The sequence below is a fragment of the Shinella sp. genome (assembly GCF_052438155.1).
In the GTDB taxonomy this organism is placed as follows: domain Bacteria; phylum Pseudomonadota; class Alphaproteobacteria; order Rhizobiales; family Rhizobiaceae; genus Shinella.
The window spans coordinates 194173-220719 of the sequence record NZ_JBQVPI010000003.1 but is presented as its reverse complement, the minus strand read 5'-3'; the positions used below and the strand labels follow the sequence as shown (position 1 = coordinate 220719).

The window sequence follows — 26547 nt, the reverse complement described above, 5'->3', positions numbered from 1 at the left end:
CTGTTTTGGTGGTTCACCCCGCGCCCCGATATTCGATTGCATTACGCGGCGATGCGTGTCTGCGCGCATCCATCGGGCACCTAGTACCTCATGGCAACAATCCTAGTTCAAGAGGACCGTTGGATCACCCTCGAGACACCTCTCGGGGAAAACGCCTTCGTCGCAACCGAAGCGCGCGGGACGGAAGGGATTTCCAGCCTTTTCGAGTTCACCGTCAGCGCGATTTCCTCTCGTGCCTCCATCGAGCCGAAAGATCTGCTCGGCAAGAGCGTTACGCTTTCGATGGCCAAACCGGGCGGCGGCCGCCGCTATGTCAACGGTATCGTCACCGCGTTTTCCGCCGGCGCCTTCACGCGCAACGACTACCGGCTTTACACGATGGTCATCTCGCCCACGCTCTGGCTTGCCCAGCGCACGTCCGACCACAAGGTCTTTCAGGAGAAGACCGTTGTCGCCATCGCCGAGCAGTTGCTGGCCGACAGCGACGTCGTCTTCGAGAAGAAGCTCACCGGAACCTACGAGACATGCGAATATCGCGTGCAGTTCGGCGAGACCGACTTCGACTTCCTGCAGCGCATCCTCGCGGAAGAGGGCATCTTCTACTTCTTCAAGCACACGAATGGTTCCCACAAGCTGGTGCTCACCGACAATGCCTCGGCCTATGTCGACTGCACCCAGGACACTGTGCTGTATCGCCAGGGGCAGGAAGAGGCCGTCGACAGCGTGCATTCCTTCAATACGGGGGCGAGCCTCACCGACGCGACCTGGCATATCGAGGACTACGACTTCGAAAAGCCGGCGAACAATATCGAAGGGGAGCGCAAGACCAACCAGCAGCCCGCGTCGTCGAAGAAATGGGAGCATTACCGCTTTCCCGGCTCGTCCCTCAAGGCGGGCAGCTTGAAGCTCTTTGCGACCGCGGCGATCGACGCCGCCGAAGCCGGCTTCGAAACCGCGACCGGTGCCGGGACCTGCGCAAGCTTCACCAGCGGGCACGCCTTCACGCTCAAGGAGCATCCGGTCGAGACGGAAAACCGCCGGCTGGTGCTGACTGAAGTCCGCCACGAGGCCGTCGATCGCGCGCATTTCAACGTGCGCGCCGGAACCGACGGGCGACCCTATTACCGCAACAGTTTCACCTGCATGCCGGCGACGCGTATTGCGCGCAGTCCGCTGCCCGCGCTGAAACCGGTCGTCCAAGGGCCGCAGACGGCGATCGTCGTCGGGCCGGCCGGCGACGAGATCCACACGGACAAATATGGCCGCATCCGTGTGCAGTTCCACTGGGACCGCTACGGTAAGAAGAACGAGAAGAGTTCCTGCTTCGTGCGCGTGGCGCAGTCGCTTGCCGGCAGCAACTGGGGTTCGGTCTTCGTGCCGCGCATCGGCATGGAAGTGGTCGTGCAGTTCCTCGATGGCGATCCGGACCGGCCGCTCGTTACGGGCGCGGTCTATAATGCCGACAACATGCCGCCCTGGGCGCTGCCCGCCAACATGACCAAGAGCGGGCTCCTGACCCGCAGCAGCAAGTCCGGCCAGACGGCGAATGCCAACGAACTCTCCTTCGAAGACAAGAAGGGCGAGGAAAAGATCACCTTCCACGCCGAGAAGGATTTTTTGCGCGAGGTCGAGAACGACGACACGCTGACTGTCGGCCACGATCAGAAACGCACGATCAAGAACGACCGCACCACCGAGATCACCGAGGGCAATGAAACCCTGACGATCAAGAAGGGCAACCGGACGGAGAAGGTCGAGACCGGCAACGAAACGCTCGATATCGCCAAGGGCAATCGCGCCGTCACGCTCTCGACCGGCAACGATGCGCTGACCCTCAAGAAGGGCGACCGCGCGGTGACGCTGAGCACGGGCAATGACAGCCTGACCATCACCAAAGGGAACCAGACGACGAAGGCAAGCGCCGGCAAGATCACGCTCGAAGCGATGCAGGGCATTACCTTCAAGTGTGGCAGTAGCACGGTGGAGATCACCCCGAGCGGCATTACCGTCAAGGGCGTCACAGTCACGATCCAGGGCTCCGCCAAGAGCGAAGTAAAGGGGCCGATCGTCAATGTCGCCGGCGACGGCATGGTCACCGTCAAGGGTGGCATGGTCAAGATCAATTAGGGGTAGATGGTGAGAATCCAGACGGAAGCCTTCCGCAAGCTGACGGCCGAAACGGCGCAGGAAATCTGCAGCCGGGCGGACCTCTCTGCCGAAGCGCGCCCCTTTCTGCTGCCCGATCTGTCGCCGCAGGGTTTCCTCTCGCTTCTCGTCGAGGCGGAGAACATTGGCGACGCCATTCGTTTCCTGGCTTTCGCACTTCCCGTGCGCGAGGCGATCTGGTGGGCCTATATCGTCGCGAAGACCAATATTCCAGCGCCCGCCGAACTGGAACAACTCTGCCTCGAGCGGACCGCGGCCTGGGTCTACGAACCGGACGAACCGCGCCGCCGCTCTTGCATGGAATGTGCCGAATCAGCCAAGTTTACGGGTGCGGCGGCCTATGCGGCGCTCGCAGTCTTCTGGTCGGGCGGCAGCCTTGCGCCTGAAGGCATGCCGGATGCGGATGCTGATCCACGACTGGGTCCGATCGGCGTGGGTGCTTCGGTGTTGTTATCGATTACCGGGGGTGACGCAACGACACTCGTCAACCGTTTCGAGACGGCTGTCATCCGGGCGGTAAACATTGCCAATGGCGGCAACGGCTGGTTGCCGGGCGAGCGACCGACCGGGATGAATTGATCGTAGGGCGAATCCGGAGATTCGCTTCAAGATCAATTAAGTATTTGGGGCTAAGCATGCTTGCTGCCAGCCCGCGCGTGTAGCGGTATCCGAGTTCGCGTCTGTTTAGAGATTTCAATTACGGCGGGAGCTGCGTGCGCCCGGGTTTCCGTAAAGAGGCCCGCAAGGGAAGGAGGATATCTACCCATGGCTCTGCCGCAGGTTATTGATATCGATGCTCTGCTCCAGAATATCTCGGAGGAGGCTCCTGCCGGGACGGATCCGCGTGCCGACAGTTCCCCGACGTCGCTTTACTATCGTACCAAGGATGCCCGCAACGCCGCACGCTCCGCCGAACGCGCGGCCGTCGAAATCGGTGCAGCCCCGCCACCGGAATGGATCACGGTCGCCGAAACCGCGATGGAAATCATCGGTTCGCACGGCAAGGACCTCGAGATCGCCGCCTGGCTGGTCGAGGCGCTTTTGCGGCAGGAGGGATTCGCCGGCCTGCGCGACGGCATGAACGTGATCACCGGTATCGTCTCCGGCTTCTGGGAACCCTGCTTTCCCGAGCTCGATGAAGACGGCATCGAAGGCAAGGTTTCCGCGGTCGCCGGCCTCAACGGGTCGGGCGCGGTCGGAACGCTCATCCAGCCGATCCGGCTCGTACCGATCACCCGCGGCTCGCAGTGGAGCTTCTCCCTCTGGAACTACGAACAGGCAACCGATCTCGCCAAGGTCACCGATCCCGCCCGCCGGCAGGAGCGCATCGACAACGGCGCCGTGACCATGGAGCAGTTCCAGGAAAGCGTGGCGGATACGCAGCCGTCGTTTTTCTCGGAAACCCAGGCAGTCATCGAGGAGACGATCGCCGCTCTCGCGGACATGGACAAGGCCTTCGATGCGGTCGCCGGAATGGATGCGCCGCCGGTCTCCGCACTCCGGGAGCTTCTGCAAGAGATCTCCCGCTCGATTACCCATTTCGCCGCTGACAAACTGGCGGTGGCGAACTATTCTGCCGCTGGCGAAGAAACCATCGCCGAAGACGCGGCCGAAGGCGAGCCCGGACAACGGGCAGCAGCGGGCGGCACTGTGGCCGTACGCAAGATCGACGGATACCAGACGCGCGAAGAGGCCTTGGCGGAGCTAACCCGCATAGCCAGCTATTTTCGCAAGACAGAACCGCATTCGCCCATGTCGTACACGCTCGAAGACGCCGTCAGGCGTGCGCGCATGAGCCTACCCGACCTTCTGGTGGAACTGGTCGAAGACCCGGCCCACCTCCAGCGCATCCTGCTGGCGGCGGGTATTAAGCCGCCAGCAGCTGAAACAGGTTATTGATTTACCAGTCCATATGAGCAGCAATTCAACCATCTGAAGAGGGGGCCGTCATGGCAGAAAGCGTTCAACAGAAACTCAAGAGGGTGCGCGCACCGCGCGTTCACATCACATACGACGTCGAGACCGAAGGCGCGCAGGTCCGCAAGGAACTGCCCTTCGTCGTCGGCGTCATCGGCGATTTCTCCGGCAAGTCCTACGAACCGCAGAAGCCGTTGCGCGACCGCAAGTTCACCCAGATCGACCGCGACAATTTCGACGACGTCATGCAGCGCATGACGCCCGGCGCGGAATTCAAGGTCGAGAACACGCTGGCAGGCGACGACTCGCTGCTGCCGGTATCGCTGAAGTTCAAGTCGATGGACGATTTCGAACCCGGCGCCGTCGTCCAGCAGGTCGAGCCGCTGCGCAAGCTTCTGGCCGTGCGCAACAAGCTGCGTGACCTGATGTCGAAGGTGGACCGTTCCGAAGAGCTGGAAAGCCTTCTGGAAGAAGTCCTGCAGAACACCGACAAGCTTGCAGCCCTTGCCAACGAGCTTGGCACCGAGAGTGCGAAGGAGTAATCAGATGAGCGCCGAGACCCAAGCAGCCGGCAGCGCAGCTGCCGCCGAAGACACCGGCTCCGTGAGCCTTCTCGACCAGGCCATCCAGGTCACGAAGACTGCCGAACCGGACGAAATCCAGGATCTGCTCCGCACGCTGACGTCGGAAGCCCTTTCCGGCACCGTCACGTTCAGCAAGAACCTGACGCAGACCTTCAACAAGGCGATTGCCGCAATCGACGAGAAGATGTCGAAGCAGCTGACCGCTATCATGCACAATGAAGACTTCCAGAAGCTGGAAGGCAGCTGGCGCGGCCTGAACTACCTCGTCAAGAACTCGGAGACCAGCGCCACGCTGAAGATCCGCGTTCTCAACCTGTCGAAGAAGGAACTGCACAAGGACCTGACCAAGGCAGTCGAGTTCGACCAGAGCCAGACCTTCAAGAAGCTCTACGAAACCGAGTTCGGCACACCCGGCGGCGAGCCCTATGGCGCGCTCATCGGCGACTTCGAATTCGGCTCCAGCACGGAAGACCTCGAAGTGCTGCAGGGCATGTCGAATGTCGCCGCAGCGTCCTTCGCACCCTTCGTCTCGGCCGCAAGCCCGAAGATGTTCGGCCTGGAAAGCTTCACTGAACTCTCCAAGCCGCGCGACCTCGAAAAGATCTTCGAAAGCTCGGAATACATCAAGTGGCGCGGTTTCCGTGACAGCGAAGACGCTCGCTTCGTCACGCTGACCATGCCGCGCGTGCTCGCCCGCGTTCCCTACGGCTCGCAGGGCAAGCAGATCGATGAGTTCGCCTACGAGGAAGCCCCGATCGGCGCGAACGGCGTCGTCACCAAGATGAAGTCGGACGAGTTCACCTGGATGAACGCTTCCTACGCACTTGGCGAACGCCTGACATCGGCCTTCTCGAAATATGGCTGGTGCGTCGCGATCCGCGGCGCCGAAGGCGGCGGCAAGGTCGAAAGCCTGCCGACCTTCACCTTCACCAGCGATGACGGCGACGCCGACCAGCAATGCCCGACGGAAATCGGCATCACCGATCGCCGCGAGGCAGAGCTTTCCAAGCTCGGCTTCCTGCCGCTCTGCCACTACAAGAACACGGACTATGCGGTGTTCTTCGGTGCACAGACGACACAGCGCCCGAAGAAGTACGACAAGCCAGATGCCACGGCCAATGCGGCGATTTCCGCCCGCCTGCCCTACATCATGGCAACCTCGCGCTTCTCGCATTACCTGAAGGTCATGGGCCGCGACAAGATCGGTTCCTTCCTGGAAGTCAGCGATTGCGAAACCTGGCTCAACAACTGGATCCGCAATTTCGTCAACGGCAATCCGGAAGCAAGTGCCGAGATGAAGGCGCAGTACCCGCTGGCGGAAGCCTCGATCAGCGTGAAGGAAGTCCCCGGTTCGCCGGGCTCCTACAATGCCGTCGCGTATCTGCGCCCGTGGTTGCAGATGGAAGAGTTGACGGCCTCCATGCGCCTCGTCGCGCGCATCCCGCAGATGGGCTGACGCAGGCATGGAACAGGACGATGCCATCGCCACGGAAAACCCTTCCGGCGGCGCTGGCGCCAACAGCGAGGCCGGTCTCCGGCTTCGCATCGTCGATGCGGTTCTCGAGCGTGGCGGGGAGGAGATCTCCGCCACGCTCGACCGTTTCATGGACTGCGACGACCCCGACGAATGCCTCCGTCTATGGTTCGGCTCTCGCGGCGGCGGGGAACGCTGGCGCGCGATCCTGACCCGCGACATCGCGGCGATCGACCCGCTGCTTGGCGACCAGATCGACGCCATCATCCACACAGAGGACTTCACCAAGCTCGAAGCCTCCTGGCGTGGTGTAGAGCTGTTGCTCTCGGAGACCGGCAACGACGACAAGGTGCGCGTCAAGCTGTTCAATGCCACCTGGGCAGAGCTGTCGCGCGACTTCGACCGCGCCATCGAATTCGACCAGAGCACTCTTTTCGCCAAGGTCTATAGTGAGGAATACGGCATGCCGGGTGGCGTGCCGTACGGCCTGCTTCTCTGCGACCACGCAGTGCGCCATCGCGCACCGGCCGGTGCGGGCGCGCAGGATGATGTCGGCACGCTCACAGGCCTGGCGCAGGTTGCAGCAGCGTCCTTTTCTCCCTGCATTCTCGGCGCAGCACCCGAACTGTTCGGGGTCGGCACCTTTGCCGACCTTTCCTATGCCCAGCGGCTCGACGCCGGTTTTCAGCTCGGCGAATACCACCGGTGGCGACGGCTACGCGACCTGGAGGACAGCCGCTTCCTCGGTATCGCCATGCCGCGCGTCCTGCTGCGCGACCGCTACCGCGACACCGCCTCGCGGCAGGACGGCTTCCGCTACAGCGAAGGCGGAACGGGCGTCGATTCCTGGCTTTGGGGCAATGCGGCCTTCGCCTTCGGCGTCATCGCGATCCGGGCGTTCCGCGACTGGGGCTGGTTTGCCGACATGTGCGGCACGCGGGGTCCGCAAGGCGATCTCGGCGGCGTCGTCGCCCATCTGCCGGTGGCGAACTTCTCGACGTCCGAGACGATCGCCTACAGGCGGCCGCTCGAGGTGGAACTGACCGACAAGAAGCAGAAGGTTCTCGAGGCGCTTGGTTTCATCGCGCTCACCCCCTGCAATTTCGATCGCTCCGTGGTTTTTCTCGGCGCTCAATCGCTTTATGCCGCCCCGAACGACAGCGACCTTCCCGCCCAGGTGAACGGCCGGCTTTCCGCCATGCTGCACTACGTCATGTGCATGAGCCGCTTTGCGCATTATGTTAAGATCATGGCTCGCGACCGGGTCGGCGCCTATACGACACCGCAGGATCTCGAACGCTACCTCGAAGACTGGTTGCGCGACTACACGATCGGCAACACCGACGCAGGCCCCGAACTGAAAGCGCGCTACCCGCTTGCCGGCGCCCGGCTTGAGATGAACGAAATCAGCGGTCGCCCCGGCGTCATGAACTGCGTGCTGCATCTCCAGCCGCACTTCCAGTTCGACCAGGTCATCTCGGGTTTTCGCATGCGTACCGAAGTGCAGACGATGCGCTCGCGATAGGGCATGTTTACGCCCACTATCGCCCAAAACAAAGGATAGAGCATGGCCCGGCTTCCCAACAAGGCCCCTCCCCGGCTTTCCCTCTTCGATCGGCTGCTGCAGGGTGACAGTATGGAAACAGACCGCAACGTCGATCGCGCGTTGCAGGAACTGCACGAGTCCGTGCGGCGCGACCTCGAAATTCTGTTCAACACTCGACCGGGCCGGTTGCCCGCCGACCCCAAGCTTACGGAGCTGCGCCAGTCGATCCTGACCTATGGCCTGCCGGAAGTGCAAAGCCAGCATCTCGCGTCCCCGGCGCAGCAGGAGCAGTTCCGCAAGAACCTGGAGGACGTCATCCGCCGGTTCGAGCCCAGGTTCCGCGAACTCTCCGTGACGCTCATCGTGCCGGAAAACCAGGTCGAGCGAATATTGCGCTTCCAGATCAACGCCATTCTCGAAACGGATTCCACCACCGAGGCCGTCATCTTCAACACGGCAATCGACCCGGTCACCGGCATGCTCTCCATCAACGGGCGTTGACGGCCTTGAAACGATCGGCGATTGACGTAACGTAGCGGCCAGTAAGCGGCCTCGGCCGCGGTCACCCGGCCAGCACTCACGAGGTCCTCTTTGGATTTTCCCCAGGCGCGAGTCCTCATCGTCGACGATATCGAAGACAACCGGGATGTGCTGGCACGGCGTCTCCGGCGGCAGGGCATCGTCAATGTCGTGCAGGCCGGCGACGGTCTCGAAGCCCTTGAAAAAGTTCGCGCCGAGCCCTTCGATCTCATCCTTCTCGACGTGATGATGCCGCGCATGAACGGCATCGATGCCCTGCAGGCACTCAACGACGAGGGCTGGCTCAAGACCACGGCGGTCGTCATGATCTCGGCGGCCTCTGAAATCGAGACGGTGGTGCGCTGCATTGAACTGGGCGCCGAGGACTATCTGCCCAAACCCTTCAACCCGGCCTTGCTTGCCGCCCGTGTGGGCGCGGTGCTTGAGAAGAAGTTCCTGCGCGACATCAACCAGCGTCAACTGGAGCGGCTCGAACACGAGCTGGCGGAAGCCTGGCTCTGCCAGAAATCCATGCTCCCGACCAGCTTTCCTGTCGATCCCGCGCAACTGGAGATTTTCGCAAGCATCGACCCGGCGCTCGAAATTGGCGGCGATCTCTATGACGTCTTTGAAGTGACGCCGGGCTTGATCGCACTCGCAATCGGCGACGTGGCGGGCAAGGGTGCCTCTGCAGCGCTCTTCATGGCGCGCACGCGCAGCCTGCTGCGCGCCGGCACGCTGCAATTCCACGCCATTGCCGGGCGAGTGCCGCAGCCCTCGGAGATCGTCGCCCTCGTCAATGACGAACTGTGCAAGAACAATCCGAACTCGCGGTTCGTAACGTTGTTCTTCGCCCTTCTGGACGTCGCGACCGGCCGCCTCATCTATTGCAATGCCGGCCACGTCTATCCGATTCTCACGAGCGGCCGCACCGTTTCCGAGGTTTCAACGGCTCCCGATCCGGCGCTTGGGGTCATCGAGGCACTCGTGTTCAACGATCGTGAATTCGTTCTTGCCGAGGGCGACGTTCTCTTCCTCACCTCCGACGGTCTTTCGGACATGCAGAACGCCGACCAGATGCAGTTCGGCACGGACAGCGTGCTGGCCGAAGTCGCCGCAAATCCGGGGGCTACGGCTGGTGATCTCGCCCGGGGTGTGCTTGCAAAAGCCTATGCCTTTGCGGGAGGAGCACCACAGTTCGACGACATCACCCTGCTGGTCGTGAAACGGTTGCGCTAAGGCGGTACAAACGCGGGTAGCGGGCGCGTTCGCTACTGTTAATTGAATAGGCTTTGCAGTAGCTTTGCGGCCGAAGCTCTAGACCGAGGGGGATATCGTGCCGGGCAGTTTCAATTTTGGCGCCATCGACAAGACCGATGCGGAAGACGTGTGCTGGTGTGTCGTGGAGTCTATCTCGAGTATCGACGACACGGCCTCGAACCTCGTCTCCGTCATCCATTTCCTTCGCGAAGCCTATGGCGCCGAGGAGGCCGACGAGAAGGTCATCCCGAACCCGGCCTTTCTGGCCAACGGCCATGACGGGCTGTCGCCCAAGACCCGGAAATATTTCACCGGGCGCACGTTCAAGGGCCTGGGGGGAAGCGCCGTCAGCCTTGCGGGCGGGTTGGCATCCGGCGTGACGGCCGTCGACGTCGGCAGCATCCTGCGCGAGGGAAGCGCCGTCGGCACGACCGCTGCGCATCTGATCGGCATCAAGGCAGCCGGCAAGGGTTTCAAGAAGAGTGAGACGATCACCCGCTGGGTCGATGCAATGCTCAAGGCGAAAGTCGCCAAGATCGGCGTTCGTGGCGTGGGTCTAGCGGGCGCCGCCATTCCGATCCCTGCCGTCGGCCTTGCGACCAATATCGCAACCACCGTCGCCAAACTCGGCATCAAGGTGACGCTGAGCAAGCTCGTCGCCCGCACGTCGATGGAGGTTCACTGGCGCGCCTACCAGGAAACCGTGATTGCCGGTGCGTTCGGCGCCACCAGCGGTCCCGTTGGCCCCGCCTCGGCGATGTTCCACGAAATCTTCACCAAGCGCAGCTTCACCCGCATCTTCGGCAAACACGACACCGCAGCTTTGATCAAGGAGCCCGCCGGCTGGATGGCGCTGAACGACAAGCTCATGCTGATGTAGTGCTCGCAGCCGGGCCGCACCGTTTCCCTCGATGGTGTGACGTGGTAGGTCACCAGCACCAGCGTGATCGCCTCTATTTCCAAAGCCAGGGCGCATAGGCGTCGAGATCGCCGCGCAGATGGCCGGCCAACATCTGCGCCTGGAGATAGGGCGTCAGCCCAAGGGGCGCTTTTTCTTCCAGGAAGGGATGCAGCCGTTCGTCCTTCTTGCGCTCCTGCCAGGCCGTCAGCACCAGCTTGCGGGCATCGTCCGACATCATCACTGCGCCGCCGTCGCGCGTCTCGAAATCCTTTGCGCGCAGCTGCCGGCGGTTGATCAGGGACAGCGCCAGCCGGTCCGCCAGAACCGGGCGCATCTCCTCCATCAGGTCGAGGGCCAGGCTCGGGCGGCCGGGCCGATCACGGTGCAGGAAGCCGACGGCGGGGTCGAGCCCAACACTTTCGCAGGCGCTGCGGCAGTCATGGGTGAGCAGCGTGTAGAGAAAGGAGAGCAGAGCATTCACCGGATCGTGCGGCGGACGGCGAGATCGGCCCTTCCTGCACATCTCCTCATCCGGCGAGCGGATCAGATGGTCGAAAACCGAGAAATAGAGATTGGCCGCCTCCCCTTCCGAGCCACGCATCTCGTCCAATTTCTCATCGGCAAGCTCCACGCGGCGGATGATGCGTGCCAATCGCTCGATAACGGCGATGATCGCCGCCCGATCCGGCTCCGAGAATTCCGGACCATAGTCACGCAAGGAGCGCGTCAGCACCGAGCGCTGGTTGGCGACCTTGCCGATGACGATCGACCGGACGATCTCTTCCGGCCGGTCGGACGCGCGATATTGCGCACGGCGCAACAGCACATTGCCGGTGACCGGGCCTTCAATGCGCGCCTGAAACCGGCCGTTGCGATCCAGCAGCACAATAGAGATGCCCGCACCAGCGCAGGCGGCCATCAGCGGCGGCGAAACGAAAATCGCGCCGAACACCGCCACCGACGCCAGCATATGCAACGGTACGCGGGCGCGATCGGCGCCGTCCACTTCGGCCACCAGATTTTCACCGTCCTTGCGCAGCGAGGCGTTTTCGGTGGTGACATAGAGCGTGTTGAGCAGCTTCTTCATGGCACCGGCTCCTCCGCCAGCAGCTTTTGCAGCATGCGGCCACGCCAGGCACGGACGGGTCTGGCCACCGTGCCCGGGCGACAGAGCTCGATCAAGGAACAGGCGCGGCAGCGCTCGCGTCGGGTTGTCGGCGGAGGCGTCACACGGCTGTCGAAGACCGCCTGCAGATCGCCGACCACCTCTTCCGTGAGCCGCCGCAGCTCCACGTCGAAGGGCACGACAAGCCGCCGCTTCGTCTCGGTGTAGAACAAGGCCCCTTCCGGCACTGGACACCCGGTCATCTCCTCCAGGCAGAGCCGCCTGGGCGCAGAGCTGCACCTCGTCGGCGCGGTGCAGCTTCGGCTTGCCGCGCTTGTATTCGATCGGGAAGGCTACTTCCTGGCCGGCACCCTTTTCTTACGCCGGATGGAACTCGACGAGGTCGGCGACGCCCACAATATTCAGCCGCTTCGAGGCAAGCGGCAGCGCCATCACCTGGCGCGTGCAGCGTCCCTTTCGCGATCCGCCCTTGTCGGCCACCGCATGCAGCACATTGCCCTCGGCGGTGAAGCGGTTGTCGGCCCAGACCCGTTCGAGATGGATCAACGCCGCCTGCCGCAAGCAATAGACGGCATGCTGCAGGGCAGACAGCGGGATGGGTTCCTCCGTCTCCCCCGCCGGTTCCATGGCTACAGCTTTTCGATGATTTCGACGCCCGCGGGCAGGTTGTCCCTGTCGATTGCGACGATGTAGTCTGAAAACTTGCGGGCCGGCGGCTCGTTGTCGATGCGTCTGTCATCGACGTCGCGGAATTCGCCCTGCACGTTGCGGCCGATCTTCACACGATCAAACAGTTGGCCGGCCGGCGCATTGCCGAGCGGGTTTTCATGCTTGAAAACGATCAGCTTGCGCGTCGTCATCTCGCCACGTGCAGCCGCCCGGTCATGTTCGAACATGGTGCCGAGCGCTTCGAACAACAGCTCCAGATCACTTTCCGAAAACCCCGTGCGCTGGGCAAATTTGGCCGAGATGAAGCCGTGGGCGACGTAGAGCCCATAGGGCACGATATGCTTGCGGCCCATCGTGCGGTTGTCCGTCCGGTCGTTGCTGTCGTCGCCCTCCGCCTTCTGCTTCTTTTCCGCCTCGTTGGTGGCGGCCATGCGCGTGATGGAGATTTCGAGCGGCATGATCGGCTCGACCGAGGTCGCGAACGTCAGCTGCACCGGGCCTTTCACCTGGCCACAATTGATGCCGGTGGACATCACCGCGCCGAAGGTGCGCACATCAAAGAAGTTCATGCACATGAAATCGCGCAGTTTCACCGCCTCGGCATCGTCCTTCGGATTGAGTTTCGCGTCCTTCTCGGCCTTGGCATCGCCCGGTCGCAGCGCCTTGTAGGCTTGGCGGTGTTTTTCGTTGAGGATCGCGCCTTCCTGCACGTAGATATGAAAACCATCCTGTTTTTCGCGGGCCAGTTCCACATAGTTGCGGATCTTGCGCTTGAGGCTGACGTCCGTGACCAGGCCCTTGTTCGTTTCCGGATCGAGGCGCGGCAGGTTGCCGGCATCGGGGTCACCGTTCGGATTGCCGTTGGCAACGTCGAAGATCAGGACGAAATCATATCGATTGGCGAGAATGGTCATTCTGCGGTCTCCCCCGAAGCCTCGGACTTTCTAGATTTGAAAAATTCATTGCGCTGATGATGATAGCCAAGACCGAACAGCGCCTGGTCTGCCGATGGCAGGGAGGCCGGAAATGGATCGTCAGCCGGGCTCATGATCGCCATGATCTCGCTGATCTGCTTCTCCAGATTAACCCGCCAGCCGGGCGATTGCTTTCCAACCTTGGACAGATGATTGGCCGAACCGCTTTCAAGCATCGAGAAAACTTTTCGCGGCTGAGCGGAAGCCGAGCCGTAAAACTTGTCCTTGATCGACGAATTCAGCTTCGAGCCAAGCGCCGCCGACTGGATTTGTTCATAGGTGGCAAACAGGCGGCCAAGCACGTAACCTTTATTCTTGTTATCCGGATCAAACGCCACGGGTGCCTCCATTTTGAAATTTCGAACGAGAAGAGCTTTGAGGATGCCGACGCGCAGAGCGTTCACCTCACCATCGGCACGAATGCGTGTCAGCACGGACGTCATCAGCGTCAGGGGATAGTTCGATCCGCTCAGGATGGAGCGCATCCACTCACCGGCAAGATTGGGCGCAACGTTTTCCCGCTTGCCGAGAACGGCCGTTTCCAGGAGATATCGCCAGAGCGGAGGATAGCCTTCCCGAGGCGCCGGCACGATGCGCATGTCGGACATGAATTTCTGGTAGTTCCTGGCCAGAGCGCCAAAACTATCCTCGAAATAGAACCGGATCGACAGGCGCGCAGCATTGGGCGCCAGACCCAGCACGTAGAACCGCACATCTTCGGCAAGCTCCGGATCGAAGCTAGAAACCGGCTTTCCCTCGCGGATTTTCGCCAGGACATCGCCGACCTTGCTGGACTGCATCGCCTCGTCGATGCTGTCGAGCATCCCGCCGAAGACACTTTCGGCAAGCTCCGCGACGTCGGAACTGGCATGGGAAGCATCCGCCCAGAACACCGTCGAGGCATCGCCAATCTGGATGCGATGGCCGCTGTCGCGTTCCAGAAACCGGTTGAGGGCGGTGGTATATTTGGCGGCGGCGAGTTCTGAAACGGGCGCGTTGTCGCCCTGTTCGTGGCCGTAGGAGGTAAAGGCGTCGAGATTGAAGGATACGAGGGCCGCGCCCGAGGACTGGGCGCCCCAAACACCCTTGATGGAGGGGTGAAGTCGCGCCACGGGGCCGCGCTCGCCGGTCACAAGGCAGATCTGGGCACCTTTGTCACCGGCGGCGGAAAGGCTTCCCCAGAGGCTTTTCGCCGCCGGCCTGTCGTGAAGCCGGATGTGCCGCAGCCGCTCTTCCTCCAGCGCGAAAACCACGTTCTGGTCCTTCATTTCATCCGGCCAGAGCGGTGCGGTGAACTGGTCTGCGGTCCAGTTTCTCAAAAAGAGCAACAAGGCCTTGAGACCAACATCGTCCGTATTTGCCAGATCGGTTTCATGACGCAGGACGAATTCCGCATGCTCGTCGGCGGTTCGTTTGCCCTCCCCTGCCGTCACGCCCAGCACATAGGATGTCTTGTCCCACAGAAAGTTCGGCGCAATGCCGGCCGTGCGTTTGACCGGCTGCGGCACCAGCATGGTGGGTGCTATTTTCTTCTTGCCCTCCCCCTCCCGCAGATCGCTCACAGATACCACGCTGCCGTCGGCATTCAGGGAAATCAGGAACCCGATCTTTTCGGACGAAAACCCGAACGGCGGCGCGTCCGGCAGCCGGTCATAGGCTCTCGCCAGCGAAGCCAGAATGCTCATCGGCGGATCTCCGGAGAATTCGGTGACGGCACCTTTATGATGCCGTTCTCCATCAAGGCCCGGAAGAACAGCGACGGCCGGTCCTTGGCCTGGTGATCGATATCGAAAAGCATGTAGCCGAGATCGCGGGTCTCCCCGATCGCCTCGGGAAGCGGCGCGTCGGCCGGTAAAAGTTCAAAATGCGCCGCGAATTCCCGCGTGCCGAGGCAGGGCTGGTGAAAACACTGCCCGCGTGCGGCACGCCGGTTGAAGATGTCGAGATGCTTGCCCTCGTTGTCTTCCGCACTCGCCTTGTCCGTCAGTTCAAAATGCGCCTCGATGACATAGGCCGGCTTGACGAGCACGGTGGAGGCCCGCTGCTGGCGGTCCTCGTCCACCAGCAATTGCAGGTCTGCGAGATCGCCGCGCTTCATCGCACTCTTGATCTTGCCCGCCGGCGCCTTGCCGCCCACTTCGTTGCGGCGGATCGACTGGAAGCGGATGGGCTCCAGCACATGGATGGCATTGATGATCCAGCGGATGGCCGGCTTCCAGTGGATCGCTTCGAGTATGCCTCTCGCAGCCGACGGTGTCGGCACGTCGTAGCTGACGCGCTCTACCTTCATTTCCGGTCTCGTAAAGCAGGCGTAGTCGCCAGAAACTCTTAAGCGGACTCCATATGACAAATTTTCCCCCTCACCTCACTGCCGGGAATGTTAAATCACCAGACTCTCCACCGAGAGATAATCAGCGTCCTCCCACAACAAGCCGATCTCCTCCGAATACAGGGTGGCCGTCTGTAACACCGCGAACTGATCCCCCCGGATTTTCGGGTGAATGAATTTCACATGCCCATTCGCAAGCAAGAGATCGCGCGCCTTTAACGGTACTTGCACGACATATGCTTGCAACTTTCTGGCGACCCCACCAGAAGGAATGTTCTCTATCCCCAGTTCATCCACCACTCTCTTTGCAACCTCGTCGCGGGCGATGATGACCGGCACCATCTCGCTCTCGATCATGCGGAAATCCGCAGCCACGCTGCGATAGGCAAAGTCGGTTCCGGTCTTGTCCACCCGGAAGCGTTCGAGGATGGCTTTCCTGTCGAGGCCCTTGATGCCGACGCGCCAGTAGACCTCTTCGAAATAGGCGGCAATGGCTTTGGGGGACAGCAGGTCCTCATGCTTGTCGACCATGCGTGCGGTGTCAGCGATCAGCCCCTTGATCTCGGAGGGCGGTGGATAGTCCGGCGCGGAAAACACGATGACGATGCTCGTCTCCACCGGCCTCCTGCCCTCGCGGTTGCAACGGCCTGCGGCCTGCGCGATGGAATCCAGTCCCGCCTCTGCCCGCCAGACTTTTGGAAAATCCACGTCGACGCCCGCCTCGACTAGGCTGGTCGCAATCACCCTGCACGGTACGCCGTCGCGCAGTCTTTGCCGAACACCCGCGAGGATCTCCCGCCGGTGTGCCGCATATTGCCGGGTCGTGAGGTGAACCAGGCCCTCCAGTCCGGCGGCCTGTGCCTCGCGAAAAAGTTCGAGGGCATGTTTGCGGCTGTTGACGATGACCAGCCCCTGCGACGTCCCCTCCAGCGCTGCGATGAGATCGGCATTGCTCATCGCGCCGGCGCGCTCGATCGTCACGCGCCGCAGTTCCTTCGCCAGCCTTTCGGGATCGGGAGCGAGTTCCTGGCCTTCGAGTGTGAGCCCGGCCGGATGCGCCTCCGGAAACTTTCGCTCGTCCAGAGCCGGTTGCGTCGCCGTGCACAGCACGATGGTGCATTTGTAGTTGCGCGCCAGTTCGTCGAGCGCGCGGACGGCCGGGGCCAGCAGGTGGCGGGGGATCGTCTGGGCCTCGTCCAGAATGATGATCGAGCCGGCAATATTGTGGAGTTTGCGCGCCCGGGAGGTTTTTGCGGCAAACAGGCTTTCGAAGAGCTGCACATTGGTCGTCACCACCACCGGCGCTGCCCAATCCTCCATGGCCAGCTTCAGCTTGTCGCGGCCTTCCCTTCGCTCCTTTGGATCGAACTTTTCCTCGTCGATTGCGGAATGATGCTCCAGCACATGCGCGTCGCCAAGAACATCCCGGAAAATGGACGCCGTCTGATCAATGATCGAGGTGAACGGTATGGCGTAGATGATGCGGCTGTGCCCGTGGGCGCGCGCATGGTCGAGGGCAAAGGCCAGCGAGGCCAGCGTCTTGCCGCCGCCGGTCGGCACGGTGAGGGTGAACAGGCCGGGCTTTTCCAGCGCCTCTTCACGCACATGCGCGAGAATTTCCGACCGCAGCCTGTTGAGATCGCTCGCACTGCTCTTCTTGCCCGCCATATAGTGCTCGAAGCCGGCAAGAAACGCCGGCAGAAGCTGCTGCAACGGCAGCCACGCGCGGTCCACCTGGCGCCCTTCCAGCGCCCCGTAAAACGCTTCCGTATCCTTGAAATCTGCATCTACCAGACACGAAAACAACATGCGGCCGCAAAATGCCAGCTGGAAGGCAAGCCTTTCCTTTGTCTTTTCCCAGGAGAAGCCGGGCATCAGCGCGGAAAGGTCTGCGGTGAGTTCCGTCTCCCAGATCCTGTCCAGCGAACCGCTCTTGAACCCGGCAATGCGTTCCGTCAGGGCGAATTCGATGCCACGCTTGTCCGGCAATCCGGCGTGGTGGCCGAGGATGGCGTAGGCGATCAGCTCGGCGACGAACCTGTCCGGGCCCTGCACCGCCTGAAGAATATGCCAGGCCCCGGCGGTCGAATGGTCGAATGGTCGACCCGAACATCGGCACCCGTCAGGCGCTTCTGAAAGTCGGCCGTATATTTCCCGAGATCGTGGAACAGCCCTGCAAGGCAAGCCGCCTTTTCCAAGCCCAGTGGCTCGGCCATTTGAGCGGCCAGTGCGGCAACCTGCTCGAGATGCGCCTTCAGCCCCTGCCAGTCGCTTTTGTCATCGGATGGACCGGAATGGGCGTAGTAAGTCATGGCGCGCGTCCCCTTTATACACGCTTAGGCTTCATAAATCCGAGACGTTGTCACGCGGCTTTTGGTCGGTTCCGGCTGGTCCGTGTGGTGGAATGGATGAAGCAGTTGCGTGCGGCGTGCCAAATACCGCGGCGATGGCTACACTCCGGCATCCAGACGCGCGCCTTCAAAATGCCCGATCATGGCGAGGATCGATCCTGTGTCGGGCATCAGGCAAGCAGCTGTTGCCAGCGCATCGGCTATGGCGGCGGTAGAGGCAGAGACCGAAATCGAGCGCCATTTCGCCGGCGCGGGCATACCGGTCGCAGGATCGAGGATATGCCCGTCTCTTCCGGCCTGATCGAAGGTCGTGCCAAGCGGGGCGGAGGTCGCCAGAGCGCGCTGGCGCAACGCCAGATGCCCTCCGGTTTCCAGCCGTACGGGCCATTCGCCGCCCGCCGGCCGCCCTCCGAGAGCACGCAACTCACCCGTGTCGATCAGGATGTCGGTCAGGCCCTCGGCCTCCAGAAGCGTGGCAACACGGTCGGCGACATAGCCCTGACCGATCCCGTTTAGCGTCAGCGCCATACCCGGCTGCAGGGTGACCGCCGCGGCATCGAGTTTCATCTTTTCCCAGCCGGTCTTGCGCCGCGCTTCTTCGATGGCCCGCGCATCGGGTCGACCGCCACTTGCGGCTGACTCTGCCCAGAGCGCCCAGAGCGGCTGCACGGTCGGATCAAACCGCCCGCCACTCGCTCGCTGCACGGCGCCGGCCAGTGACAGGCATTCCAGCAGCTCAAAGGGCGGGGCGTCGAGATGACCCTCGCGGTTCAGCCGCGAAAGCGCGCTTTGCGGCCGATAGAGGCTCAGAACGTTTTCCAGCCTGTCGATCTCGGCCATGACGCGCGCCGTGATGGCTTCGGCTTCGGGGTGGTCGAGCCTGATCGAGGCGCGCGCGCCGAGAGCCTGACCTGTCCAGTGCCGGACGGCTCCCGCCCTGGCGCGAGCAGTAGTGGCGGGTAGAGCAGCCATAACGGCGGAAATGGCGATCAGGCGGCGTCTTGTCAGCATCATGGGTCAACCTCCGGCTGGATTGGGCAGAGCGCGCAGACGACCGAGATAGTCATCGTCGTCAGGTCCATCGTCCGTGTCGGTTTCCACCGGGGTCAGGACCATGGCATCGGTAATGTCGGCAAGCGCCAGCACATGGCCGCCCTCGGCTTGGGCAAAGGCCGCGGCCTCCTCCCGGCTGAAAAAGGGCACGGTCTCGGGCGCCCCCATGCCTCCTCGTCGGGCGGAACCGACGACATAGAAGGCCAGGTCGGCGGTAATCCAGTTGCCGTCGCCGGGCCGGTCCCACGTTGCCCCGGCGTTCCCCATGTCATTGACATAGACGGCGAGGATCGGCGCGACCTGCTCGGGCCCGCGCATATAGGCGATGGCGTCGCGCACCTGGCTGAAGAACAGCGGCGCGGGGTTGCCTTCGAGGAATATCTGGGCCTTGGGGCCGGGATGTTCCAGAAGGTTCATCTGGCAGTAATGGCCGAGGGTCTCGGGTGTCAGGTCCTGCGGCGTGGTATCGTGGGCCACGTCCTCCTTGCAGGCGGACAGCAGCGCGAGCATTGCCACAAGCAGCACGGGGCGAAGGCGAATTCTCATGGCGTCACCTTCCGGAAGGCCGTAACGGCAAGCGCGATGGCGGCAAGCGGCCAGAGAAGGAGCGAGGCTGCCGATTGCCAGAGGGGGATTGCGCCCGCCGCCCCGCCGATGCCGCCGGCAACGGCGACAGCTTCCGCTGCCGAAAGATTGAAGACGCGGAAGGCGTCGGCCGGATTGGCGAGCAGCGCCACGGGCAAGGCCTGCGTCGTGAAAGCCCCGCCGCCGTCTGTGACGATCAGCGCCAGCAAAGCAAGGTCGTAGAGCACCACGGCCACCAGCCAAAGGGCAATCGCCAGCCCTGCCGCCCCGGAGGGTCGCCGCGCCAGCGCGGAGAGCGCATAGCCCGCACCGACGAAGGTTGCGCCCAACAGGACCGAGGACCAGATCAGCCGCCACAGCGAGCCAAGTCCCGCGATTGCAGCGGGATCGGACCAGATGGCCACCAGTGCTGCCGCGCCATAGCCGAGCGTCACCGCAAGGCCGAGGATCGCCAGATGCGCCAAAAGCTTGCCGAGCAGGATCTGCAGGCGCGAAACGGGATAGGTGAGCAGAAGCGGCAGCGTGCCGCGCTCCACCTCGCCCGCCACCGCGTCGAAACTCATCAGCAATGCCAAGAGCGGCACGAGATAGACGGCAAGCGAGGTCAGGGAGGCAACCGTCACCGAGAGCCGGTCCACGCCGACATCGCCCGTAGGGGCGGAGCCGGCAGCGGCCAGAACCAGCGCGAACAGCACCATCATGCCGGTGGCGATGGAGACCCAGCGATTGCGGAAGGCGATGCGGAATTCGCTCATCGCGGTGGCGAGGATGCGGTTCATTGCCCGTCCCTCCGGCTGAAATGGCTGTAGATGTCCTCAAGGCTCGGCGGGATGACATCGAGATCGGCAATCTCTTCCCCAAGCGCTGCGATACGGGCGAGGAGCGGCAGTTTTTCCGCCTGCGAGCAGGAAAGGCGCAAAAGACCGTCGTCCCCTAGCCCGCCTTCGGGAAAAGCCGCCGCCAGCGATGCCGCATGGCCGGGCGCGGGGCGAACCGAGAAAGCGACCGGCAGTGCGGCCCGGGTGCGCAAATCCGCAAGCGTGCCTTCCGCCACCAGGTCCCCACCAGAAAGAATGAGGATGCGGTCGGTGCGGGCCTCCACCTCGGTCAGTACGTGGGAGGAGAGGAGGATCGCCGTTCCCTCGGCGGAAAGGCCGTCGAGCAGATCGTAAAAATCGCGTCGCGAAACCGGGTCGAGACCCGAGGTCGGCTCGTCCAGCACCAGCAGGCGGGGGCGACCGATCAGCGTCTGGGCCAAGCCCACGCGCTGGCGCATGCCCTTGGAATAGGTGCCGATCCGCCGCCGAGCGGCATGGGTCAGACCCACGCGGGACAGAAGCTCCGTGGCCTGGCGCGGGTTTTCGCCGCGCAGGGCCAGATAGTGGCGCACCTGCTCTTCCCCTGTGAGGGCGGGATGGAAGGCGACGTTTTCCGGCAGATAGGCAACCTGCGCCCGTGCGGACGTGGAGCCCGGAGGCGCACCGCAGACCGACACCTCGCCGCCATCGAAGGGAATGAGGCCGAGGACGATCTTCATCATCGTCGATTTGCCTGCGCCGTTATGGCCGAGCAGCGCTGCGCGTTTTCCCGGCTCCAGCGTCAGCGAAACCTGCTTCAGCGCTTCGACGGTCTGAAACCGCTTAGTGAGCCGAGAGATTGTCAGGGTCGGTGTCATCATAATTTCCTTCGGCCCAGCGACCGGCGGCCTCGGCTTCGTAGCCAAGGATTTCGGGCGGTACGGATATGGTCAGGGGGCGCATCAGCGGCGCGCTGTCGCGCACGCCTCCGGGCAGCGTTGCGGGAAAGTCCCGCTGGCTCCAGCGTACGAGTTGCACGGCGGGCGAGCCGATCAGCAGGCTCGCCGCCGGTTGCGACCAGAGGATCTGGTCCATCAGGTCATTGGGGCGGTAGAAACTGTCGGCGATGCTGTCGCCGTTGAGATCGAAGGCCGGATGGTCGGACCAGAAATTGCCCCGCCCCTCATGGCTCCATTCCATGTTGCGGGTGCCGACATATTTCACCTGCTCGCGATTGGCGATGAAGGCATTGCCGGTCAGCACGTTCTTCTCAGAGCCGGCGGTAAAGTGAATGCCGATGCCGCAATTCTCGAAGCGGTTGTCCCAGATGAGGTTCTTGTGGGCGTTGTAGATGAAGAAACATTTCTTCGTGCCACCCCGCACCAGGTTGCCGGTGACGTCGGCATTGTTGGCATAGTTCAGCATCAGCCCGTGTTCGCGGTCGCCAAGGCTGAGATTGTTCAGGATCTTCGCCCGGTTGGAGAACATGATGGCGAAGCCGAGATGGTTTCCAACCGAGACATTGCCGGAAACCTCTGTGTTTCGGGTGTACATGAAATGCACGGCAAAGCGCAGGTCGCGCATGATGTTGCCGCGATAGACACTGTCGGCGCTGGCGTTGGAGAAGATGCCATCGCGGCCGTAACGGATCGAATTGCCCTCCAGCAGCGTGCCGGGACTGTTCCAGACATAGATGCCGTTGCCGCGCTCGTTCATGCGCGGGCTGTTCGTCCCGACGATTTCATTTTGCAGGACTGTGGCGTTTCGGCCGCCATGCACATCGATGCCATGCATATTGCCCGTGACAAGCAGCTTTTCGATACGGGCGCGGTCGGCGCCCTGGAGGATTTTTACGCCTGAATCGAGATCCTGGTTCACCCGGCCCGACCCGGTAACGGTAAAACCCGTCAACGTCACATCCGGTGCGGCAATCGTCAGCACGCTGCCCTGGCCCTCTCCGTCCACCACGGCCCCACGGGGTCCGAGAATGGTGAGCGGACGGTCGACGGTAACGGGGCCGCGATAGACCCCGTCGATCAGTTTCAGCACATCGCCGGGGGCAGCCCCGGCGATGGCAGCCGCCAGGCTGCCCGTTCCCGGCACAACGGCGCGCTCCGCCGCCGCAAGCGGCGACGCGAGAAGAAGGCCGATCAGGAGAACGGGCAGACGCATCATCGGTCAGGCGCCCTTCGGTTCCACGAACATGCGCCCGCGCATTTCCATGTGCAGGGCGTGGCAGAACCACTGGCAATAGTACCAGTAGACGCCAGGATTGGCGGCGACGAAGGTAACGGAACTCGTCTGCTGCGGCCCGACCTCCATCGCCACGCCATGGTTGCCCATGGTGAAACCGTGGGTCAGGTCGTCGATCTCGTCGAGATTGGTGACGATCACCGTGATCTCGTCGCCTTCCTTCACCGTGAAGCTTTCCTGGCTGAAGCTGGGCGCGACCGAGGTCAGGTAGACGCGGACCTTGTTGCCGTCGCGGATCACGGCATCGGTCCATTCGTCGATATTGACGCCATCGGCCTCGGCCTGCTTGCGCGTTTCGGCCCACAACGGATCGTTACGGTCCCAGACGGAGCGGATGTTCGACAGGATCGAGGGGGCGACGGCAATCGCATCATGCGGCTCGGCGAAAGTCGGGCCATCATGCATCAGCACCATCTTGTCGCCGGAGATGTCGATGAGCTGGTCGTTTTCCGGCTTCAGCGGGCCGACGTTCAGGAAGCGGTCCTTGGAGAACTTGCACAAGCACACCAGCCAGTCATTGGACGCATCCAGCGTCTCGCCCATGACCGTCTTCAGGTGACCCGGCTGGTACTGAACATCCAGCTTGTCCTTGATCGGGTTGATCTTCTCACCGGCATAGGCGCGGATCGCCTCGTCGATGTTCCACTTCACCACCTGGCTGTCGAGGAAGAGCGAGGTGTAGGCGTTACCGCGTCCATCGAAGGCGGTATGAAGCGGACCGAGGCCCAGTTCCGGCTCTGCCACCACCGCGCTGCGGGGCTCGGCATTGTCGTAGAACAGGGCGTCGAACTTCGTCACATCCAGAACGGTGACGGTGGGCGACAGCTTGCCGGCAACGCACAGGTGCTTCTTGTCCGGCGCCATGTTGCAGCCATGGGGATTGTTGGCGATCGGAATGTAGCGGGTGAAGAGGGACTTGGCCTCCTTGCGCCCGTCCACCACCTTGACGCCATTGATCTCCTCGTACTGACCGGCGGCGATGGCCTTCTCGATCTCGGCGAGGTTGAAGACGACGATGTGGTCCATCTCGGACTTGGTCATCTCCTCCAGGGTCATGCCCATTTCGGAGTTGTAGCTGGTCGAAAACGCCCATTTGCCTTCGTAGTCGGCGTCGCAATTGTCGAGGTTGCCCGACACCTTCACTTGCCAGGCCACATCCCACTTGTCCGCATCGACCGCCGTGAAGATGTTCACATAGGTCGAGACATCCGTCATGGTCGAGCCGTCATTGATGAGCGGCGCTTCGTCCTCGCCGTTGCAGAACACGTAGTTCGACCGCGGCCATTTCTGCGGGCGCATGCCGTGGATTCCCTTGGCGTTGGGAATTTCCAGGATGGCATCGGTCTTCATCACGTCGCAGCGCACCCGCGCCACGCGGGTGTTGGCCTTGTCGTTCATGAACAGGTAGCGACCGTCATACTTGCCCTCGGTGAAGGACATGTGGACATGGTGAAGGTCGCCATTGTCATGGATCTGCTTGCCGTTCGCGGCAAGCTGCTTCCTGGTCTTTTCCGTCATCGAGCGCTGGTGAATGCGGAGCGATTCATTGGTCTGGCCCCAGCCGGTGGCCGAGCAGCGGTTGAACACCGGCACCCGCATCAGTTCGCGCATGGAGGGGATGCCGAGAATGCGCATCTCACCGGTCTGGCCCGAAGACCAGAAGCCGTAATAGTCGTCCAGCTTGCCGGGTGCGACCGACCCGTCCGCCCCGGTGGCGGCGCGGGCCGGAGTCGCCAGCCCCGCAGTGCCGAAGCCCAGTGCGGCAGGCCCCATCGCCCCGGCCAGCACGGCGCTTCCTGCCGTGGCGCTGAACAGCGCTCGGCGGCTCAATCCCTTGTTTTCCTTCGATTCCATGATCGGACTCCTGTTTATAAACCTGGCTTCAATTAAACTTTGGCTGCGGGTTGGTGGATCGGGGCGCCGCCGGGGCTCGCCGCGAGCTTTGCCCGCGACTTCATCTTCTTCATCACGACGGGGCAGATGGTTTCGGACTGGTAGAGCACCTGGCAGTGCAGGCAGTTGATGCATTCGTTCGGATTGATCTCGCCGGTCCGATGAATGGCCTGCACCGGACACTGGTTGGAGCAGCTCTGGCAGGGGTTTCCGCATTCATGGTAGCGTTTGAGCCAATCGAACATGCGCATGCGCGCGGGGATCGCCAACGCCGCACCCAGCGGGCAGAGGTAGCGGCAGTAGAACCGCTCGACGAAAAGCCCGGCGACCAGCAGCGCGACGGCATAGGCCACGAATGGCCAGGCGCGGATGAATTTCAGGATGATCGCGGTCTTGAACGGCTCGATCTCGGCCAGATGTTCGGCCTGTTCGACGCTGACCAGCGACACCCCGAAAAGCCCGAGGAAGATCATGTATTTGATCGGCCAGAGCCGCTCGTGCAGGCCCCAGGGCAGTGTCCACTGCGGAATGAGCAGCTTGCGTGCGATCTGGTTGGTCAACTCCTGCAGGGCGCCAAAGGGGCACAGCCAGCCGCAATAGGCGCCCCGTCCCCAGAACAGCAGCGCGGCGGCCAGGGAGAACCACAGGATGAAGGTCAGCGGGTCCAGCAGGAAGGCCTGCCAGCTGAAGCCGTTCACGAGACTGCCGAACAGCGCCATGAGGTTGACGACCGAAAGCTGTGCGTTGGCGTACCAGCCGAGGAAGACCAGCGTCACCACCAGGAAGCCCATGCGGAAAATATAGAAGCCCCGCGCGTTCCGAACCGCATAGCTCTGGAAGAAGAATACCCCGGTCAGCACCACAAGCATGACGCCCAGCACGGCGATCTTCAGCGTCGAGTCGCTCCAGATGCGTTTCCACAGCTCCGCCTGCGCGGTTCCCTCGTCACGGTCTGCGACAGCGGCGATGTCCTTTGCCGGCGGCTCGATGGCGCGCAGATACTTTTGCGGCAGCTGGTAGGCGAGATCGAATGTATGGAAAACCTTCTCGATCGGCCCGACCTCGCGTTGCGCCAGGAGCTGGATGCGGAAAGGTTTTGTCGGATCGAAGCCGAGGCCGGCGGGAATGCGGAACAGGTCCATCTCGTTGAATTCCGGCGCGCCGGCAAGCGCGATGGCGCCAAGACGACGATGGTCACGGTCACGGAAGCGGACGGAAACGTCGTCCTGGATAAGCACGATGCGGTCGAAAATGCCGCCACGCACATAGCCCGAGCCCTTGAAGGAATAGAGCCCGCGCGCCATCACCGCGACGGCATGCTCGCCTTCGCCCAGCCATCCCGCGAGATTGGCCTCCTCGGCCGGACCGAGCAGCGCCTCGCCGATGGCGGGAACGGAGACCAGCGCCGTCTGCATCTCGATGAAGGTGGTTTGCGGCGCTTCCCCAATCGCGCGCTCGCGGGCTCGCTCGTCGGGATGTTCGGCAAAGGCGGCATTGACCTGCGCCACATCGAGCGACAGCCGGCGCAACGTTCCATCGCCCTCGGCCTCGACCCAGTCCGCCGGCGAGGCGGCAGCGGGATCAATCTCGAAGCGCGGGCCGGCATTTTCCACGTCCGGGGCCAGTCCGCCAAGGCCGAGCGCACGCGCGACCTTCAGCCCCGAACGAACGATGGAATCGTCGATCACCATCACCGTCACCGTCGCGCCGGAGATGATATCCACCTCATGCGCCGTGCCGCCGGATTTCGCCTCAGCGACGAGGTCGAGGCCAGCATAACCGGCAACCAATGCCTTGATCTTCGCATCCGGAATGCCGATGAGGACGATGGGCTCGGAGTGTTTCACCAGCCGGACGCTGACGATCCTCGCGTCCTTGTCCACCGCTACGAGCGTATGGATCGGCTTGCCGGAATAGCCGGTCGTTCCCACGAAATCCGAGGTAATAAAGACCCAAGCGACCGTCTGGCCGCCCTTCAACACCGGGGCCACCGCCAGATCGTCACGCACCGGGCCAAAGCGCTCCGCGCCCGGCACGAGATCCGAGGCCGTAGCGACGGGCAGATACTCCTGCAACACCGTGGCCGCCCTGGCCGAGACCGCAACACAAAGGCTGGCGCAGAGCAAAAAGACTAGACGGAAGAGTTTCAT

At 62.6% G+C, this 26547-nt stretch carries 24 protein-coding genes; 9 read left to right on the top strand and 15 right to left on the bottom strand.

What is annotated here, in order from left to right:
* Positions 1-90: 90 nt before the first annotated feature.
* The 9 genes from ACT6VE_RS08000 (at position 91) to ACT6VE_RS07960 (ending at position 10346) form a co-directional block, all read left to right on the top strand.
* Positions 91-2127, top strand: coding sequence for a type VI secretion system Vgr family protein (locus ACT6VE_RS08000; RefSeq protein WP_444798076.1), 2037 nt, complete (start codon positions 91-93; stop codon positions 2125-2127).
* Positions 2128-2136: 9 nt separating this feature from the next.
* The gene (locus tag ACT6VE_RS07995; protein ID WP_444798075.1) at positions 2137-2745 is read left to right on the top strand and encodes a DUF6931 family protein; all 609 of its coding nucleotides are present in this window, start codon (positions 2137-2139) and stop codon (positions 2743-2745) included.
* 186 nt (positions 2746-2931) lie between these two features.
* Positions 2932-4065 carry a type VI secretion system protein TssA gene (tssA, locus tag ACT6VE_RS07990; RefSeq protein ID WP_444798074.1) on the top strand — a complete coding sequence of 378 codons (1134 nt, stop codon included), beginning with the start codon at positions 2932-2934 and terminating at the stop codon, positions 4063-4065.
* Between the two features lie 50 nt (positions 4066-4115).
* Positions 4116-4625 carry a type VI secretion system contractile sheath small subunit gene (tssB, locus tag ACT6VE_RS07985; protein WP_444798073.1) on the top strand — a complete coding sequence of 170 codons (510 nt, stop codon included), beginning with the start codon at positions 4116-4118 and terminating at the stop codon, positions 4623-4625.
* A 4-nt stretch (positions 4626-4629) separates the two neighbouring features.
* Positions 4630-6123, top strand: a complete 1494-nt coding sequence (gene tssC, locus ACT6VE_RS07980) for a type VI secretion system contractile sheath large subunit (RefSeq protein ID WP_444798072.1) — start codon at positions 4630-4632, stop codon at positions 6121-6123.
* 7 nt (positions 6124-6130) lie between these two features.
* On the top strand, positions 6131-7666 hold the full coding sequence (gene tssC / locus ACT6VE_RS07975; RefSeq protein ID WP_444798071.1) for a type VI secretion system contractile sheath large subunit: 1536 nt from the start codon (positions 6131-6133) through the stop codon (positions 7664-7666).
* Between the two features lie 42 nt (positions 7667-7708).
* Positions 7709-8188: a type VI secretion system baseplate subunit TssE gene (tssE, locus tag ACT6VE_RS07970; RefSeq protein WP_444798070.1), complete on the top strand. Its 480-nt coding sequence runs from the start codon at positions 7709-7711 to the stop codon at positions 8186-8188.
* Positions 8189-8278: 90 nt separating this feature from the next.
* Positions 8279-9445: a PP2C family protein-serine/threonine phosphatase gene (locus ACT6VE_RS07965; protein WP_444798069.1), complete on the top strand. Its 1167-nt coding sequence runs from the start codon at positions 8279-8281 to the stop codon at positions 9443-9445.
* A gap of 97 nt (positions 9446-9542) precedes the next feature.
* On the top strand, positions 9543-10346 hold the full coding sequence (locus tag ACT6VE_RS07960; protein WP_444798068.1) for a hypothetical protein: 804 nt from the start codon (positions 9543-9545) through the stop codon (positions 10344-10346).
* 73 nt (positions 10347-10419) lie between these two features.
* Here the strand turns inward: ACT6VE_RS07960 and cas1c are convergent, their stop codons facing one another.
* From cas1c to ACT6VE_RS07885, 15 genes are all read right to left on the bottom strand, one after another.
* On the bottom strand, positions 10420-11454 hold the full coding sequence (cas1c, locus tag ACT6VE_RS07955; protein WP_444798067.1) for a type I-C CRISPR-associated endonuclease Cas1c: 1035 nt from the start codon (positions 11452-11454) through the stop codon (positions 10420-10422).
* On the bottom strand, positions 11451-11735 hold the full coding sequence (locus ACT6VE_RS07950; RefSeq protein WP_444798066.1) for a CRISPR-associated protein Cas4: 285 nt from the start codon (positions 11733-11735) through the stop codon (positions 11451-11453). Before ACT6VE_RS07950 ends, cas1c begins: the two co-directional genes overlap by 4 nt.
* 115 nt (positions 11736-11850) lie before the next feature.
* Positions 11851-12120, bottom strand: coding sequence for a CRISPR-associated protein Cas4 (locus ACT6VE_RS07945; protein ID WP_444798065.1), 270 nt, complete (start codon positions 12118-12120; stop codon positions 11851-11853).
* A gap of 2 nt (positions 12121-12122) precedes the next feature.
* Positions 12123-13076, bottom strand: coding sequence for a type I-C CRISPR-associated protein Cas7/Csd2 (cas7c, locus tag ACT6VE_RS07940; protein WP_444798064.1), 954 nt, complete (start codon positions 13074-13076; stop codon positions 12123-12125).
* Positions 13073-14821 (bottom strand): type I-C CRISPR-associated protein Cas8c/Csd1, encoded by a 1749-nt coding sequence (cas8c, locus tag ACT6VE_RS07935; RefSeq protein ID WP_444798063.1) that lies wholly within the window; start codon positions 14819-14821, stop codon positions 13073-13075. Before cas8c ends, cas7c begins: the two co-directional genes overlap by 4 nt.
* Positions 14818-15486, bottom strand: coding sequence for a type I-C CRISPR-associated protein Cas5c (gene cas5c, locus ACT6VE_RS07930; protein WP_444798062.1), 669 nt, complete (start codon positions 15484-15486; stop codon positions 14818-14820). Before cas5c ends, cas8c begins: the two co-directional genes overlap by 4 nt.
* 30 nt (positions 15487-15516) lie before the next feature.
* Positions 15517-17520, bottom strand: coding sequence for a CRISPR-associated helicase Cas3' (gene cas3 / locus ACT6VE_RS07925; protein WP_444798061.1), 2004 nt, complete (start codon positions 17518-17520; stop codon positions 15517-15519).
* Complete coding sequence (locus ACT6VE_RS07920) at positions 17487-17777, bottom strand: CRISPR-associated endonuclease Cas3'' (RefSeq protein ID WP_444798060.1); 291 nt, start codon at positions 17775-17777, stop codon at positions 17487-17489. Before ACT6VE_RS07920 ends, cas3 begins: the two co-directional genes overlap by 34 nt.
* Before the next feature lie 138 nt (positions 17778-17915).
* Positions 17916-18830 carry an FAD:protein FMN transferase gene (locus ACT6VE_RS07915; RefSeq protein WP_444798059.1) on the bottom strand — a complete coding sequence of 305 codons (915 nt, stop codon included), beginning with the start codon at positions 18828-18830 and terminating at the stop codon, positions 17916-17918.
* A 3-nt stretch (positions 18831-18833) separates the two neighbouring features.
* On the bottom strand, positions 18834-19415 hold the full coding sequence (locus tag ACT6VE_RS07910; protein ID WP_444798058.1) for a nitrous oxide reductase accessory protein NosL: 582 nt from the start codon (positions 19413-19415) through the stop codon (positions 18834-18836).
* On the bottom strand, positions 19412-20233 hold the full coding sequence (locus ACT6VE_RS07905) for an ABC transporter permease (protein ID WP_444798057.1): 822 nt from the start codon (positions 20231-20233) through the stop codon (positions 19412-19414). Before ACT6VE_RS07905 ends, ACT6VE_RS07910 begins: the two co-directional genes overlap by 4 nt.
* Positions 20230-21129 carry an ABC transporter ATP-binding protein gene (locus ACT6VE_RS07900; protein WP_444798056.1) on the bottom strand — a complete coding sequence of 300 codons (900 nt, stop codon included), beginning with the start codon at positions 21127-21129 and terminating at the stop codon, positions 20230-20232. Before ACT6VE_RS07900 ends, ACT6VE_RS07905 begins: the two co-directional genes overlap by 4 nt.
* Positions 21095-22426 carry a nitrous oxide reductase family maturation protein NosD gene (locus tag ACT6VE_RS07895; protein WP_444798055.1) on the bottom strand — a complete coding sequence of 444 codons (1332 nt, stop codon included), beginning with the start codon at positions 22424-22426 and terminating at the stop codon, positions 21095-21097. The genes ACT6VE_RS07900 and ACT6VE_RS07895 overlap by 35 nt, the downstream gene beginning before the upstream one ends.
* A gap of 3 nt (positions 22427-22429) precedes the next feature.
* On the bottom strand, positions 22430-24358 hold the full coding sequence (gene nosZ / locus ACT6VE_RS07890; RefSeq protein ID WP_444798054.1) for a TAT-dependent nitrous-oxide reductase: 1929 nt from the start codon (positions 24356-24358) through the stop codon (positions 22430-22432).
* A 32-nt stretch (positions 24359-24390) separates the two neighbouring features.
* A complete protein-coding gene (locus tag ACT6VE_RS07885) occupies positions 24391-26547 on the bottom strand; it encodes a 4Fe-4S binding protein (protein ID WP_444798053.1) in 2157 nt (718 codons plus the stop codon).